Origin of the sequence: Burkholderia sp. Ed8, assembly GCF_040761425.1 — a bacterium.
Lineage (GTDB): Bacteria > Pseudomonadota > Gammaproteobacteria > Burkholderiales > Burkholderiaceae > Burkholderia > Burkholderia seminalis.
Genome location: NZ_CP142885.1, coordinates 2,523,259 through 2,540,162, shown reverse-complemented (window position 1 = coordinate 2,540,162; position 16,904 = coordinate 2,523,259). Strand labels below are relative to the sequence as shown.

The 16,904-nt window shown below is 70.7% G+C and carries 3 protein-coding genes; 2 read left to right on the top strand and 1 reads right to left on the bottom strand.

The window, feature by feature from the left end; translation table 11 throughout:
* Positions 1 to 11 precede the first annotated feature (11 nt).
* Positions 12 to 1,043, top strand: coding sequence for an EscU/YscU/HrcU family type III secretion system export apparatus switch protein (locus tag VXM69_RS11590; RefSeq protein ID WP_034189406.1), 1,032 nt, complete (start codon positions 12 to 14; stop codon positions 1,041 to 1,043).
* 276 nt (positions 1,044 to 1,319) lie between these two features.
* Complete coding sequence (gene asnB / locus VXM69_RS11585; protein ID WP_367188632.1) at positions 1,320 to 3,287, top strand: asparagine synthase (glutamine-hydrolyzing); 1,968 nt, start codon at positions 1,320 to 1,322, stop codon at positions 3,285 to 3,287.
* Between the two features lie 40 nt (positions 3,288 to 3,327).
* On the opposite strand, the gene VXM69_RS11580 is transcribed toward asnB, so the two are convergent.
* A complete protein-coding gene (locus tag VXM69_RS11580; RefSeq protein WP_367188631.1) occupies positions 3,328 to 16,839 on the bottom strand; it encodes an LWXIA domain-containing protein in 13,512 nt (4,503 codons plus the stop codon).
* Between the last annotated feature and the right edge of the window lie 65 nt (positions 16,840 to 16,904).

Genomic DNA, 16,904 nt, shown 5'->3' with positions numbered 1-16,904 from the left:
GCGGCACCGACATGGCCGAAAAGGACCAGAAGCCGACCGCGAAGCGCCTGCGCGAGGCGCGCGAGAAAGGCGACGTGCCGAAGAGCGCGGAGACGGTTTCGTCGGCGTTCTTCGTCGGCGTGTGCGTCGCGCTCGCGGTGGGCATCGGTTCGCTGTTCGCGCGGCTGCAGGCGCTGTTCCGGCTCGTGTTCGACGCGGTGGGCGCGGCGGACCCGGCCGCGCGGCTCGCGGTGCTGATCGACGGCGCCGCGCGCGACTGGGCGACGCTGTCCGCGCAGATCGTCGCGGCCGGGTTGCTGGCCGGGCTGCTCGCGGGCTTCGTGCAGGTGGGCGGCGTGATGGCGTGGAGCCGTCTCGTGCCGCAGCTGTCGCGGCTCAATCCGGCCGAGGGCATGAAGAACCTGTGGTCGCTGCGCAACCTCGTCAATCTCGCGAAGATGCTGCTGAAGACGGCGCTGCTGGTCGCGACGCTCGGCTGGCTGATCGTCGAGTCGCTCGACCCGGCGGTGCAGTCGGGTTTCACGCGGCCGGTCTCGATCCTCGCGCTGATCGTGAAGCTGCTGATGCTGCTGTTCGGCTGGGCCGCGCTGATCTACATCGTGATGGCGCTGATCGACATCGTGCACCAGCGGCACGAGTTCAACCAGAAGATGAAGATGTCGATCGACGAAGTGCGGCGCGAGCACAAGGAGGACGAAGGCGATCCGCACATCGAGGCGAAGCGCCGGCAGCTCGCGCGCGAAGCGCAGTTCGCGTCGCTGCCCGACCGTATCGGCTACGCGTCGGTGGTCGTGTATTCGCCGCGCGTCGCGGTGGCGCTCTATTACGGCGGGATCGGCACGCTGCCGTGGGTGCTCGCGCGCGGCGAGGGCGACGCGGCCGAGCGGATCGTGCGGCTCGCCCGCGACGCGTTACGCCCGACGCTCGCGAACGTCGGGCTCGCCCAGGCGCTGTACGAGACGACGCCCGAGAACGGCACGATTCAGCCGCAGCATTTCCGCGAGGTCGCGCAGTTGCTGAAATGGGCGACCGGCGGGGGGTGACGCGGCGTGGCGCGGTGGCGGTGAGCGTTTGTGCATGCCGCCCTTATTTCCTGCGCGCGTCGCGCATCGGCCGTCCATTCCCATTCGATATGGCCCCTTGGCGGGGCGATCCGCCCCCGGGGCTTGACGCGGGTTTTTTTCCGGATTTCGTCTGCGTTCACCAGTGAATTATTGCTGATTTATTTCTTCGTAATATGGCCCGACCGTCACGCCCGACGGCGGCCGCGAGTTTGCGCGGTACATGACGGAACAGGTCAACAGGGGCAGACAAATCAAATGTGCGGAATCGACGGCTTTCTGAATAGCGTCGCCTTCGATGAGGAGACAGCGCGCGGCACGCTCGCGCGAATGACGACGAGCCTCGCGCATCGCGGGCCGGACGGGCAGGGGATCTGGGTCGACCCGGAAGCCGGCATCGCGCTCGGCCACCGGCGACTTGCGATCCTCGACCTGTCGGTGCATGGCCGGCAGCCGATGGCATCCGCGTGCGGCCGCTACGTCATGGTCTTCAACGGCGAAATCTACAACCATCGCGAACTGCGCGCGGAGCTCGAGCGCGCGGGTCGCGCACCGGCGTGGCGCGGCCACTCCGACAGCGAGGTGCTGATCGCGGCGATCGTCGCGTGGGGTATCGAGGCAACGTTGCGCCGCGCGACCGGCATGTTCGCGTTCGCGCTGTGGAATCGCGCGTCGCGCGTGCTGACGCTCGCACGCGACCGGATCGGCGAGAAGCCGCTCTACTACGGCCGGATCGGCGACGCGCTGGTGTTCGCGTCCGAGCTGAAGGCGCTGCGCGGTTATCCGGGTTTCGACGGCGCGATCGATCGCGACGCGCTGTGCCTGTACCTGCGTCAGTCGAGCGTGCCTGCGCCTTACACGATCTATCGCGGCATCCACAAGCTGCCGCCCGGCACCTACATCCAGTTCGAGCATGCGCGCGACACGCCGCGCGTGCGGGCGTACTGGACGCTCGAGCAGACGATCGAGGCGGGCCGTGCGCAGCCGTTCGAGGGCAATGCCGACGAAGCCATCGACCAGCTCGACGCGATCCTGCGCCGGGCCGTCGCGCGGCAGATGGAAGCGGACGTGCCGCTCGGCGCGTTCCTGTCGGGCGGCATCGATTCGTCGACGATCGTCGCGCTGATGCAGGCGCAATCGTCGACGCCGGTCGACACGTTTACGATCGGCTTCCACGAGGCCGGCTACGACGAAGCCGGTTACGCGAAGGCCGTCGCGCGCCACCTCGGCACACGCCATACCGAACTCTACGTGACGGCCGACCATGCGCTCGGCGTCGTCCCGAAGCTGCCGTCGATCTACGACGAGCCGTTCGCCGATGCGTCGCAGATCCCGACCTTCCTCGTGTCGGAACTGACGCGCCGGCACGTGAAGGTGAGCCTGTCCGGCGACGGCGGCGACGAGCTGTTCGGCGGCTATACGCGCTACTTCCTGACGCCGCGCCTGTGGCGCAAGCTGCACCGCGTGCCGGCGGCCGTGCGGGCGCGGATCGCGGCCGCGCTGCATGCGCTGCGGCCCGATCACGCGGACCAGCTCGCGGCCGTCGCGCAGGGCGCGTGGGGCGGCGTGGAGGCGCGCGACACGGCGACGCGCATCGGCGATCGCCTGCACAAGCTCGGCCACGTGATGACGGCCGAGAGCCGCATCGGGCTGTACCGGCTGCTGATGTCGTCGGTGCATCATCCCGAGCGCATCGCGCTGTCGGGGCAGGAGCCGCCGACGCCGCTCGACACGGTGTCGGCGTGGCCCGCGCACCTGAGCTTCGCCGAGCAGGCGATGGCGATCGACACGCTCACCTACCTGCCGACCGACATTCTCGCGAAAGTCGATCGCGCGGCGATGGCCGTGAGCCTCGAGACGCGCATGCCGTTCCTCGATCATCACGTCGTCGAATTCGCGTGGCGCGTGCCGGCGTCCGTGCGCTTGCCGGAAGGGCAGTCGAAGGCGCTGCTGCGCCGGCTGCTCGACCGGTACGTGCCGTCCGCGCTGATCGACCGGCCGAAGCAGGGCTTCTGCGCGCCCGTCGATCACTGGCTGCGCGGCGCGCTGCGCGACTGGGCCGAGGCGCTGCTGCGCCCGTCGCGGCTGCGCGAAGAAGGCTTCTTCGACGCGACCGCGGTCGAGCGGCTGTGGCGGCAGCACCAGACCGGCCGGATGAACTGGCAGCACCCGTTGTGGACGGTGCTGATGTTCCAGGCGTGGCTGGAACATCAGCGGGCGGCGTGATGCGGCGTGATATCGGCGCCCCGCGGACGGCGCGCCGATATCAGCCCACGATCAGCGGCGTGCCGACCGACAACTGGTTCGGATCGCGTGAAACCGACGGATTGAGCTGCAGGATCTCGTTGAGTGCGAGCGTATCCTGCTCGCCGCGCGGCATCGCCTGCTGGTCGGCGCGCGACACGTGCGCGGCGTCGAGCAGCGACTGGCGATGCCGGTCGGCGATCACCCACAGCGAATCGCCGGCCACGACGATATAGGGCTGCGGCGACCCGGACGGTTGCGCGGTCGACGGCGTGGCGCTGGCCGACGGTGAAGCCGGCGCGGCAGGCGAGGTACCGGGCGACGCGGTCGCCGAAGCGCTCGGCGCGGCGCTGGCCGAAGGATGGGCCGAAGCGCTCGGCGACGCGCCGGGCGCGAGATGCGATTGCGACGAATTCGACTGATTCGACTGATTCGACGCGCCGGACCCCGAGCCGAAGAACGTCGTCCACAGACCTTCGATCAGCTTGTACGCGAACGCGCCGACCGGAATCAGCACGACGGCCGTGGGGATCTTCTTGATCAGCGGCGTCGCGTTCGGGAAATGCGTGTTCAGACGCCCGCCGAGCAGCAGCGCGGTGGACACGCCGGTCGCGATGGCGAGATCGTAATGGCCGCCGCTCCACTGCACGCCGGTGCCGAGACCGCCGTACGCGACGGCCATGAAGTCGCTCGCCGAATCGGTGAAGCGCACGATGCGGCTGCGCTTGTCGGCATTCACGCGGTGCGCGCCGATCGTATAGACGAGCCCCGCGTACGTGGCACCCAACGCACCGCTCGCGATGGCGGCCGAGCCGTAGGCGAGATCGAACGCGCCGTGCGCGTGCACGACGCCGCTGATGCCGACCGCGAGCGTCGCGGTCGACGTGATCGCGGCGCCCGCGCGGCCCGCGATGCCGAACAGGTGACGCGGGTTGCCGGTATGGAGCTGCTGCAGCGACGTGCCGCCGACGGTGCCCTGCATCTGCGCGAGCACGTCCGCGGCGAGCGCCTTGATGTGGGTGGTCGCGTCGTCGAAACTCATCAGCCCGACGCGATTCAGTTCGACGTACTGCGCGGCCAGCGTACGCGCTTCGTTCGAGATTTGCTCCAGCTGGGCGCGCCGGTTCTGGCCGTAATCGTGCGCGCCCGAGCGCAACTGCCGCGACAGCGTCACTTCGAGCCGCGTGAGGACCGCCTGCGCGGCCTTCGGATCGCCGGCCTGCAGGCTGCGCACCGCGCCCTGGTGCATGACCTGGAACACGCGGCCGAGACGCGAGCCCAGCAGGAACGACGACGTCGCGCTGCTCAGCATGTCGTGCCGCAGCACGTGCGTCGCACCGAGCGTATCGGCGATCACGAGCGCGCCCGCCCCGGTGACGAGCGAGCTGAAGCCGATCGACTTCCACAGCTCCGCCTTGCGGAACGACGGCCGGTGCACGCGCAGCGCGTTGATCTGCGCGAGCGCCTGCAGTTCCTCGATCATCTTGGCCTGTTTCGGGTTCGCCGCGATCTGTCGGCCGACGCTGATCGGCTTCGACGGATCGTTCTTCAGCGCTTCACGCTCGACCACCGACTGCCAGTAGGCGCGACTGTCGGCCAGCGGCCCGGCGGGATCGGCGCTCGTCACGACGGTGCCGCGCGCGGGCGCGCGGCCGCCGGCTTCCGCGAGCCAGCGTTCGCCGAAGCGGCGGGCGAGTTTTTCGGTGCGCGTGGCGGGCGGATGGTCGGCCGACGCCCACTGCGTCATCGCATGCTCGATCGTCGCCTTGCGGGCCTGGTTGACGAGCGCGGTCGTGTTGCGTTCGTACAGTTCGCTGCGCAGCGTCGCGAGCGCGTCGTCGGACAGGCCTTTCGACTTGCCGATGCGCGCGATTTCCGCGAACAGCACCTGCTGCTGGTTCGCGAACGCCTCGGGGCTTACCGGTTCGAAGACGCGCGTGAGCGCGTCGGCGCCGTGCAGCCGGGCGAACTTGCCGTGACGGTCGGTCTGGTAATAGTCGACGATCCGTTCCGCCAGCGCCCGCGTCAGGTCCTGGTTCGCGATGAAGTCGGTCCCGTGCGTGCCGTACGACAGCCCGACGTGCAGCCAGTCGATCGCCTTGCGGTCGAGCAGCGCATCGAGCAGCTCGACGTGGCCGGCGCCGGGCACCGGTTCGAGCACGGCGTCCCACCCGTGAAAGCTCAGCATCACGTTCGGCGCGGGTGCGCCGGGGTGATCGTGCGACCAGCGCTCGAACGACGTCATGAGCCGCGTGTATTCGGCGTAGCTGTCGTTGGTGCCGGCGATCGTGCGGCGGTCGTCCGCGGACACGAGCGGGCGGCCGGCCGCCGCTTCGAGACGAAGCTGGAAACCGTAGCGCGACGCCGCGGTGAGCCATTGGTGCAGATGCGCGATGTCGTCGAGCTCGAGCGTGCGCGTGGTGCCGTCCGGCGCCTCGCGCGTGATCGTCGCGTTGGCCTCGTTGTAGCGCGCGCCGATCGGGGACCCGAACTGGCGGGCGCGCCGGATGAACGCCGGGTCGTGCTTGCCGCCGCGCGCGGCCGCGAGCGTGTGCGGATCGACCGGAATCGACACCACCGGCATCGCGCCGCCATATTGGTCGATGTAGCGCACCGCGAGCGCCGGATCGTCGCGCAGGTTGAACGCACGCGCCATCGGTGCGACGCGGTCCTGGATCTCGGCCGGCGCGCGCACGAACGCCTGGATCGCGCGCTTGTCGATCATGCGTGCCGCGCTGTGGCGCGTGGCGTACGCCTGCATCCACTTCACGAACCGGTTGTGATCGCCGCGTGGATCGGCGACCGGCCCGCGCGACGGCATGCTCGACACCTCGCGCGCGAGACCAAGGGGGATGCCGAGCGCTTTCAGCATCGGTGCGTCGGCCAGGATCGTCTGCGGTTCGTCGGTCAGTGCGAGGCCGCCGGCATCGGGCTGGTTCCGGCGTGCGGCGACCGCCTTCACGCGGTCGACCGTCGGGAACCAGTCGGCCACCTTGGCGGCGCCGTAGCGCATCACCCATTCCGCGACCGTGCTTGAACCCAGGCTCGGCTGGTATGGCCGCAGCGTCAGCGGCTTGGCGGCCGGCGTTTTCGGCGGCTTCGGCGCGGCCGGCACGTTCGACGCATTCGACGCATTCGCGGCGCGGCGGCTGCGCCGGCCGCCCTTGCCGCGCAGCGCGTTGCGCACCCGGCCGGCGGGGCGGGTCGTGCCGCCGCCCGCCGGCTGCGCGGCCTGCTGGGCGGCGGCGAGGTCGGCTTGCGCGGCTTTCACGCGATCGATCTGGCTGGCGATCTGCGTGCGGATCCAGCGCGTCGCGAGGTCGAATTTCGCCGGCAGCGCATCGAAATTCGATTTCTCGTCGAGCAACTGCGTGAGCCGTTGCGCAAGCGCGGCTTTCTGCGTGGCGGTCGCGCGCGGATCGAACGCATCGGGCGCGAGCGTCGACAGCAGGAAGTGCTGATTCGCGCCGAACGGGCCGCGCCCGAGCGGCATCTCGTCGAGCGGGCGGCCCGCGTCCGGCCGGTCGCGCAATTGCTCGGCGTCGTCGTACCAACGCGCGTTGCCGTCGCGGATCGCGATGATGCCGCGGCGCGCATGCAGCGATTCGGCGACCGGATGATCGGTCTCGTACACGTACACGTAGTGATCGCCGCGGATGGCCTTCAGCTCCAGCGCGCGCATCAGATGCAGCGTGTTCGCGCCGCTGAAGTCGATCGCGAGCTGTTCGCTGTCCGGGACGAGCTTCGGCGGCAGCAACGGACTGTCGGCGCCGTCGATCTCGGCGATCTTGCGGCGCACGCCGGGATCGGCCTTCGCGAGGCCGCGCTGCACACGCGTGCCGAGTTTCTGCATCGGCGGCTTCTCGTCGCCGAGCGCCTTGCGCATCGCGGCCGGCGCGAAGCCGCCGTAGCGCTCGACCGTGTCGTGCGCGACGTCCGTCACGACGAATCGCACGCCGCGCCGGCCGCCGGACAGATTGCGCGCGCGCCGGCGGAACGCGGCGCCGAGATCGCGCGGTGCGATCGTCGCGTCGCCGAGCGAGGTCGACTCGTGATAGGTCCAGTCGTGCGCGGCGTTGCGCGTCGCGTAGCCGAGCACCTTGCCGGTTTCCTTGTCGATCGCGTAAAGGGTCGCGCCGTCGCCGGCCGCCTTCGCCGCCTGCTTCGGCCGGCGAAAACGCGGCGCGTCGGCGAGCGATTTCAGCGTCGTGACGACGCTCGCGTCGGGCGTCGCCGCCGCCTGTTCGGCTTCCCAGGTGCGGCCGTCGCTGCGCGCGGTGATCCGCGCGGCGCCGCCGTACTCGCGCAATTGCGCGAGCGACACGGGCGACACGTAGAAATCGACGTCCGCCCGTTGCGCGCCACCGTTGTCCTTCAGCGCGCGATAGACCGCGTCCGGGATCGGCGCGGCCGGATCGGCGGACGCCTTGTCGACGAACGTACCGTTGCCGTCGGTGCGCATGCTCGCGACGAACTTCGGCTGCGCATGGCGCGCCTCGACGGACGCGTCCGGCCGCGGTTCATGCTCGGCGATCAGCACGTGCGCATTCGTGCCGAACGCCTCCTTCATCTGCTGGAGCGACGCGAGCTGCGAACCGTCGATGCGGACCAGGTCGCGCTTGCCGTGCGACGCGAGGTGATCGAGCGCATGCCGGCGGCTCGCGGCGTCCGCCGTCGCGGCGGCGGCCGGCACGTTCGACGCCGGCTGCGGTGCCGGCGCCGGCATCTCGCGCGGCACGCCGCGCGCATGCATCGCGTCGGCCTGGTTCGCGTAGTACGCGCGATAGTTCATGTGGCCCGGCACGGACGGCGCGGCATCGCCGAAGGCGGCCGCGAGCCGGCGCAGCCCGGCTTCGTCGCCGGGCATCACGTGGTCGGCTTCCCGTGCGATCGCGTCGGGCAGGCGGGCGTCCCGGGCGATGTCGATGCCGCCGTCGTCGAGGATTTCGCGGCGCACCGCGAACGCGTTCGCCTGCGCGCGCGCTTCGGCCATCAGCGCACTGTCGGTCAGCGCCTCCGGCGACGAGCGATCGAGCGCGAGGCGGCGCGTGATCGTCTCGACCGCGTGCTGCGCTTCGTGGGCGAGCGTATAGACGAGCGTGCCGGTGCCGTGGAACTGCCCGTCGAGCACGATCCGCTGCTTCGCGGTATCGATCCGGCTGCCGCGCCCGGGCCGGCCCACCACGATTTGCCAGCCGGCCTCGCCGGCCAGCGCGACCTGCTGGCGCAACAGGCTCGAGCGGTCGATCAGCGCATGAGCGGCCTTCGGCAGCGGCGCGCCGCCGAAACGCATGCGGATGCGCGTGATGACGGACGGCTTCTGCACGAATGCGTCGGGCGGCAGGTGTTCGGCGATGCCCGGATGCGCGAGCTCGATCGCGCCGCGCGCGATGCCGTCTTCGAGCGTCACGCGCAGCGCGCCGATCTCGCGGACGATGCCTTCGACGTTCAGCTTCGGCGCATCGGTCATGACCGTCGACGGGTCGCTCAGGTAGAAGTCGCCGTGCGCGTCGAACACGCCTTCGAAGTCGTAGTACAGGCGGTGCCGCGCGGTGATGTCGCGCGCACGGTCGAGCTGCGCGAATGCGTCGCGGGTGACGCGCGCCGGCAGCACGCCGGCCATCACGTCGTGGCTGCTCAGCGACGCGAACGGCGCGTACATCACGGCCACGCGATCGAAGGCCGCGAACGGGCCGCCGACCGTGAGCGTGCGCAGCCCGTGCGCGCGCAGCGCCGCGAGGCCTTCCTGTTCGAGGCGGATCGATTCGATGTGACCGAGGATCGCGCGATTGTCGGTGCCCAGGTAGAGGCCGATCGCATTGCGGCGGCCGAGCTCGAACACGGTCTTCTCGATGCCGGCGCCGGTTGCCGCGCCGGTGAAGCGCTCGACCGGCACGCGGGCGGCCGGATCGCCGCTGACGTGGACGCCGTTGCCGTCGACCTCGAGCGCGCCGAGGTCCGGGCGCAGGTGCGGCGCCGGATCGTAACGCAGCCACGCGTTCGTATGGCCGAGCCGTGCCTCGGCACCGAGCCCGACCGCGATCGTCGGCGGGGCGTAGACGGGGCGCTGCCAGACGTTCGCGAGCCACGCGGCGGCGTCGCGGCCGTTGCGTGCCGAGAGGATCACCGACGAGCCGGGCAGGCCGAGCACCGAGCGGTGCGCGAGCGTGACCTCGACCGGCGTGTATGGCCGGCCGTCCGGATCGACGAGGCGGCCTTGCGCGTCGGTGACGCCATGCACGATCACGATGCGGCCGTCGCGGTCGTAGGACAGCGGGCCCGAGCGGTCGAGCGTCAGTGCGTCGACGCCGGCTACCGGCTTGCCGTCGAACGGCGACGCCTTCACCGGGCGGGCGCGCGACCATGCCGTTTCCTCGGCGAGCGTGGCGGCCGTGTCGCGCGGCGCCGGCATCGTGACCCCGGTACGCCGCGCGGCCTGCGCGTGGCGCCGATACAGCTCGCCGTAGGTCACGCCGCCGTCGAGCGACGTCGGGCTGTGCTCGAACGCGTCGGCGAGGCGCGCGAGCGAGGCGGCGTCGCCGGGCCGCGCGCGGCCGTATTCGTTGGCGATCGCCTCGGGCAGCGCGACGTGGCGGCCGATGTCGACGCCGAGGTTCGCCCGGATCTCGTCGCGCACCGCGAATGCGTTGACCTGCGCGCGCGCCTCGGCGAGCAGCGCGCTACGCACGTAACCCTGCGTCGAGCCGTAGTCGAGCCCGAGCGTGCCGGTCGCGGCCTCGAGCGCATGGCGGGCCTCGTGCGCGAGCACGTAGACCATCGATCCGGTCGACCGCAGGCCGCCGTCGATCGTGACGCGGCGCCGCCGCGTATCGATCTTGCTGCCGCCGCCGGGCTTGCCGCGCACGACTTTCCAGCCGGCGTCGGTGCCGAGCCGAAGCTGCTGCGACAGCAGGCTCGACGCGTCGATCAGCCGGTACGCTTCCTTCGGCAGCGGGGCGCCGCCGAAGCGCATCCGCACGCGCGTGATGACCGACGGTTTTTGCACGAACGCATCGGGCGGCGGCGTTTCGGCGAGCCGCGGATGCGCGAGTTCGATGTTGCCGCGCTCGAGGCCCTGCGTCAGCGCGCGCTCGATCACCGCGAGCCGCTGCAGCGCGGTGAAGTGCGCGCCCGCGCCCGTGCCGATCGGGCCGGGGTCGCTCAGCAGGAAATCGCCGCCGCGCGTGAAGAGGCCTTGCAGGTCGAAGCCGATGCCCGTGCGTTCGACGACTTCGCGAATCTGCCGGATATGCTCGAGCGCCGCGCGCGACACCACGCGCGGCAGCGCGCCCGTCTCGAAGCCGTAGCTGTGGAACACGCCCAGCGGCCGGTACAGCACGGCGACGCGGTTCAGCGCGGAGAACGGACCGTGCATCGTCACGGTCTTCAGGTCGTACGCGGCGAGATCGTCGAGTGCGATGCTCTCGTCGATCGCCGCTTCGATCTGGCGGGCTTCCGACGTATGCGGGCCGTGGTCGTAAACCGCGAGCGCGGCATCGTGGCCGAGCGCGAACACGGTTTTTTCGCCGCCGGCGCCGAGCAGTTCGCCGACGTGACGCTCGACGTCGATCCGCGCGGCCGGATTGCCCTCGACGTGCACGCCTTCGGCGTCGGCCGCCAGCGGCCCGAGATCGTGCGGTGCCGCGGGCGCCGGGTCGTAGCGGCGGAACACGCCGGTGTCGAGCAGCGCCGCGCGTTCGCCGACCGCGTGCGGGGGCGGCGCATACACCGGCCGCTGCCACAGGTTCGCGAGCTGCGCGGCAGCCGCATCGCCGCCGTGCTTCGCCGACAGCACGATCGAATAGCCGTCCTTGATCAGGAACGACGGCGCCTGGTCGAGCGCGTATTCATGCACGCTGGCCGGTTGTCCACCCGCGAGCAGCGTGCCGTCCGGCAACGTGTCGGCATGCAGCATCAGCACGCCTTCGTCCTGCAGCATCGTGAAGTGGCGGCTGCGCGCTGCTTGCAGGTCGGCCGCGGCAGGCACGGGCCCGTCGCCGAACGGCGATGCATAGTCGGCATGCGCGCGGCTCCAGGCGACGCGTTCGTCGAAGCTGCGCACGCCGCGCGGCGCGTCGGCGGTCTCGTGCGTTTGCGGCGCGGGCATCCGGCGCGGGATGCCGCCGCGGCGCTTCTGGCGCGACCATACGTCGTCGTAGAAGTCGCGGTAGGTCTCGCCGTCGCGGCCCGACACGGGCGCATCCGCGAATGCGTCGACGAGGCGTCCGACCGTGCCCGCGTAGTCGTGCGACGGCGCGCGCCACGCGGCGCCTTCGCGCTCGATCGCACCGGGCAGGCGCACATGCGCGGCAATGTCGCCGCCACCCGCGAGCTTGATTTCGTAGCGTGCCTCGAACGCGTTGATCTGCGCGCGCGCCTCGGCTTCGAGCGCCTTGCGCGTGAAGCGGCTGCGGTTGCCGTAGTCGAGATTCAGCACACCGGCCATCGCCTCGACCGCATGGCGCGCTTCGTGCGCGAGCGTATATGTGATGCTGCCCGGATGCTGGAGCGCGCCGTCGATCGTCACGCGACGCTTGCGCGGGTCGATGCGGCTGCCGCCGCCGCGCTTGCCGAGCGTCACGCGCCAGCCGGCGTCCTGCAGCATGCGCAGTTGGGTGGCGAGCGTGCCCGACTGCATCGCGAGCGCCTGTGCGGCTTCGGGCAGCGCCGCGCCGCCGAAGCGCATCTGCATCCGCGTGACCCAGCCCGGCTTCGATGCGCCGGGGTCGGGCGGGACGGTCTCGGTCGTTTCGGGGTGCGCGGCGGCGAGGCCGATGTCGTCGTTCGCTGCGGCGCGACGTTCGCCGCCGGTCGGTGCGCGTGCGGTCTGGTCGCCCGCGTCGTCGATCGCGCGCGTGCCGCGGTCGGCCGCGGCCGTTTCCCGCTCCGCGTTCCGCTCGGGCGCACCGGGGCGTTCCGGCTTGACGAGCACGAGCACGCGGTTCGGCGCGCTGAACACGCCGTCGAGCGCCTTGACCGGCTCGGGCGGCGCGGCCGTACGGGGCATCGCCGGTTCGTTCGGGCCGCGCTTGCCGGCCAGCACGATCACCGTGTCGTCGCCGGCAGCCGGGCGGGGCGATGCCGGCGGCGTTTCGTCGGCCGCGGCCGCGCCCGGCAAGCCGGTTTCGGCCGCCGTGGTTTCCGGCGCGGGATCGAAACGCAGCACGCGTGCGTCGGCGCGCAGCTGGCCGTCGGCGCCGAACGCGTCGGGTGCGGCGGCGTAGACGGGCTTCTGCCAGCGGTTCGCGAGTTCGGGCGCCAGTGCCGCGTCATGTTCGCCCGCGACGACGATCACCGGCTCGTCGAGATCCTGCGGGCGCAACGCGGACGGCCGTGCGCCAGGCGCGTCCTGCGCGGTACGGTCGCGCACGACATAGACGGTGCGGTCGCCGACCTCCAGCGGTTCGGCGCTCGGCCCGCGCGGGACCGCGACGCCGGCCGGATCGCGCGCGGCCGCCCGGGCGGCCGGCGCTTCGTCCGTCAGGTCGACGATTTTCACGTTGACGCGCGGCGGCGAGCCATCCGTCTTCGTTCGCGTGCCGCCGCCGGCGGGTTCCTCGAGGTCGGCGGGCCGCGTGCGCAACGCCTGCGCGTCCTCGCTGCGCCGGTCGTTGCGCGCGGCCGACGTGCGGTCCAGTTCGGTTTCGTCGTGCTGCTGATCGACGCGCGCGCGTTCCTGGCTCGCGCGCTGGGTGCTGCGGGCGTTGTTCGCCGTGCTGGCCGTTTCGCTTTCGGCGGCCGTCTGCGCGAGGCTGCGCGGCGCCTGCGTGTCGGCGCCGCTTGCCTGCCGGATCGCTTCGCTCGTCTGCGCAAGGGTGTGATCGAGCAGTTCGAGCCGCGTCTTCGGGACGACGTTCGGCGTCGTGGTCATCTCGCCGTCCGGGCCGAACGACAGGCGCTCGCCGGTTCCCGTCACGTCGTCGATGCGCGTGCCGTTGGTCCATTCCTTCGGCGAGGCCGACACGACGGACAGCGTGCCGTCCTCGCCGAGCACCACCGATTTGCCGGGCGGCATCTGCTTGCTGGACGTCTTGTCGAGCACGCGGATCGGTTGGTTGTCGTAGGTCAGGATCTTGTCGCCGACCATCAGCATGCCGTCGGGCGACACCTTCACGGCTTCCCCGTCGAGCGTCGCCCGGGTGCGGCCGTAGGCGAGCGACGACACGTCGCCCTTGTTCAGGATCCGGCCGAGCATCTGGCTGTCGACCGTGACGGTGTCGCCGTCGGCCCCGCGGATCGGCACCGGCCGGCCGGTGTGCGTGCGCACCGACGTCACCGCGCGTTCCTTGAGGCCACCGGCGGCCATCAGCGCGACGTTGGTGATCCCGGACTTGAGCTGCTCGCCGGCCGCCTTCGTGTCGCCCTTGACGAAATAGTCGTAGCCCGCTTCGCCGAACGCCTCGACCGCGCCGCCCACGCCCGTCACGACCGCGGTGGCGCGCGCGCCGGTGGTAAGCACCGACGCGACCTTCGGCGTGCGCGTGAGCGCCGTGACCGCGCGCGTGAACAGCTTGCTGCCGGCGAGCTTCGCGGCGCCCGCCGCGCCCATCGGCACGAGGTTGATGAAGTCGGCCCGTGCGCCCGCGTCGGTAAACGGATTGAGACTGCGCCCGTGGTCGGCGCGGTTGGCCAGATCGAGGCCCGCGCTCGTCATCGTCGCGCCGATCGCCGTGTACATCATCCCCGCGCCGAGGATGTTCAGCGGCACGCCGACGATCGCGCCGATGCCGGTGCCGTCGAGCAGCGTGCCGAGACCTTCGAGCGCCATCCCGCCGACCATCATGCCGATGTTCAGGCCCGTGCTGGTCAGCGTGTTCAGGAAACTGTCGAAGCCGCTTTCGTGATGCGCGGCCTTCGACACGAGCTGCAGCGAGCCGTCCGCGTTGTGACCGGTCGCGATATCGACGGTGCCGTCCTTCGACAGCTCGTTGTTGTCGATGTAGTCGTTGATGTCGTTGTAGGTGCTCGCCGTCTCGTCGACGTATTGCGTGCCGTCCTTGCCGCTGACCTTGAACAGCGCGCTGGTGGTCATGCCGGCATCCTTGGCGGCGTAGACCATCGGCAGCACGTTGACCTGCGTCGTCGCGCCGCCGCCGATCGACAGCAGCTTGTCGCGCACGCTGTTGATCGTCGACAGCTTGTCCTTGTCGGTGTAGCGCGCGACGTCGTCTTTCGTCGGCGATACGGGATCCGAGCCATCGCTCGACGATGCCGTGTTCGGCACGTCGGGCTGCATGCCGAGCGCGACGCCGATGAGGTTGCGCTGCTCGTTGTCGGTCAGCTTGCCGAACGCGATCGTATCGCCGTTCTGCGTGCTCGCGCTCGCCGCGTCGAGCAGCGAGTTCGACAGCTCGCCGCGGTGCGCCTCGTAGAAGTCGTGCAGCGCCTTCTTGTAGTCGTTGCCGGCGTCAGAGTCGGGCGCCGCGTAGCGCAGCCGCTCGTCGAGTCCCGCGTCGAATTGATCCATCAATACCTGCTGATGCGACGTCTCGCTCAGCAGCTGCAGACGTTGCACCGCATTGTCGGCCTGCGTGACGGCCGCCTTCGCCTTGTCGAGCGGGTCCTGGTACAGGTTGGGCCGCGGCATCGACGGCGCCGGGATCATGTCGTCGCCCGCGACGGTGCGAAAACGCATCGGCGGCGGATTCGCGGCTGCCCAGTCGTCGTACTGCTTCTGCACCGACGCGAGCGTGCTCTTCGCCTGCGTCTGCTGGATGCGCGCCTGCGACAGCGCGAGCTGGGTCGCGCGCTCGTTGACCGAATCCGACATCCGGCCGTCGGCCGCGCGGATCGCGCCCGCGACGGTCTGCATGCGCTTCACGTCGAGCATCGTCGGGCCGGCCTGCGCGGCGGACGGGCCCGACGACTGCGGCAGCAGGAACGGGCTGTCGAGCAGCGGCGACGCGGGCAGCGACGCTGCGCCGTTGGACCCGGGCAACGTCGGCGGGGCCAGCGGCGATGCGCTCGGCAGCGTTGGCGTGCCGGCGGGAGCGGCCGACGTCGCCGTCGACAACGACGATGCGGGCAGCCCCGGCAGGCCGTTCGCGGTCGACAGCGACGGCGTCAGCAGCGGCGGTTGAAGCCTCGGCTTCGTGAATATCGATTGCGCGTTCACCTGCGCCTTGATCTGCGATGCCTGATCGTCGTACTTCTGCGCGAGCGTCGCACCGTACGCGACGACGAAACCGTCGTGCGCGATGCTTGCCTGCTGCTTCGCCTGATCGAGCTTCGCATACGCATCGCCGAGGTCCATATCGACCTGCGGATCCTTGATCATCGCGTGCGGATTGTCCTTGTGCCACGCGTTGGATGCGTCCAGCTTCTTCGTATAGTCGGCCTGCAGCGCGTCGACCTGCCGCTGCGCGGACAGCATCTGCAGATAACCGCCGCTCGTGTTCGCGGCCGTCTGCGCGCGGGCGAGCGCGGTCTTCGCGTCCGACACCGCATTCGCGACGACCACCGTCGGTCCTTCCTTGCCGCTGGCCGAATCGTAGCGCTGCTGCGCGTTCGTGAGCGCCAGGCTGTCGTTGGCCGCGCCGTACGCGGCGTTCGCGTAGTTCGCATCCTTCGCGGCGGACGTGACCGCCTGCTGCGCGGCATCCTGTGAAGCGGGGGCATCGGGCATCGTGACCTGCAGTTCCAGCGGCTGCAGCGCATCGTTCAGCCGCCCGACGCCCGCATCGAGCGCGGCCTTGTAGTCCGGATCGGCGAGGTACGACTGGAACTGCGTATACGCGAGGTTGGAATTCGCGACGTCCGCGAAGTATTTCGACGCGCCCACGGCCGCCTTCGCGCTGGCGGTCTGCCAGTCGTCGTAGAGCCGGATCTGCAGCGGATTCTTGCAGTCGCCCGGCTGCGGTACCCAGTTCGGATCGTTCGCATGATCGGGGAAGGCGGCCAGCAGCGTCTTGAACTGCTGGTCGGCCGCGTGCTGCGCGTCGCCGGCGTCCGTCACCTTGCCGGAATCGTCGATCTTCATCCCGGCCGGCATGTCGGCGTTCGCCTGTTCGCCGTACAGGATCATGTAGCCGGCGTCGGTGGTCACGTTCAGCTCGCGCTGCGCGGTGTCGGCCGCCGTGCGCGCCTTCGCGTAGTCGGCCTGCGCGGTCTTGCGGTCGTCGGCCGTCGACTCGGGATCGCGGTTGACCAGGTGCAGCACGTTCTGCGCGCCCTGCAGCGTCTGCGATGCGTTGTCGTAGTTCGTCTGCGCGTCCTGGATCGCTTTCTGCACCGCGCGCGTCTTGTCGTTCTCGACGGTGATGTCGGGCGGCGGCGCCGTATATTGCGCGGCCATGTTCTGGATCAGCGACGTCGCGGACTGGATCTCGGCGTTGGTCGGCTTCGACGGATCGGTGGCCAGCGATGCGGTGACGGGAATCGGCGGGGCGACGCTCGGGTTCGCGGGCCCGGCGGCCGGATCGTCCTTTTTCGGCGGCGGAGGCGGCGGGGGCGGCGGTGCGACGACCGGATTCAGCGTTTCCGACAGGAAGCGCTGCCAGTTGACACCCAGTCCCACTCCGTCGATCAACAGCATGCTCGTCTCCGTTGAACCGCCCAATGCGCGGCACGCGCGGCGCCCTGCGCGCCGCGACGTGATCG

Coding starts and splice junctions, on each gene's coding strand:
- VXM69_RS11590 (WP_034189406.1), top strand. CDS start 12: ATGGCCGAAAAGGACCAGAAGCCGACCGCGAAGCGCCTGCGCGAGGCG.
- asnB (WP_367188632.1), top strand. CDS start 1,320: ATGTGCGGAATCGACGGCTTTCTGAATAGCGTCGCCTTCGATGAGGAG.
- VXM69_RS11580 (WP_367188631.1), bottom strand. CDS start 16,839: ATGCTGTTGATCGACGGAGTGGGACTGGGTGTCAACTGGCAGCGCTTC.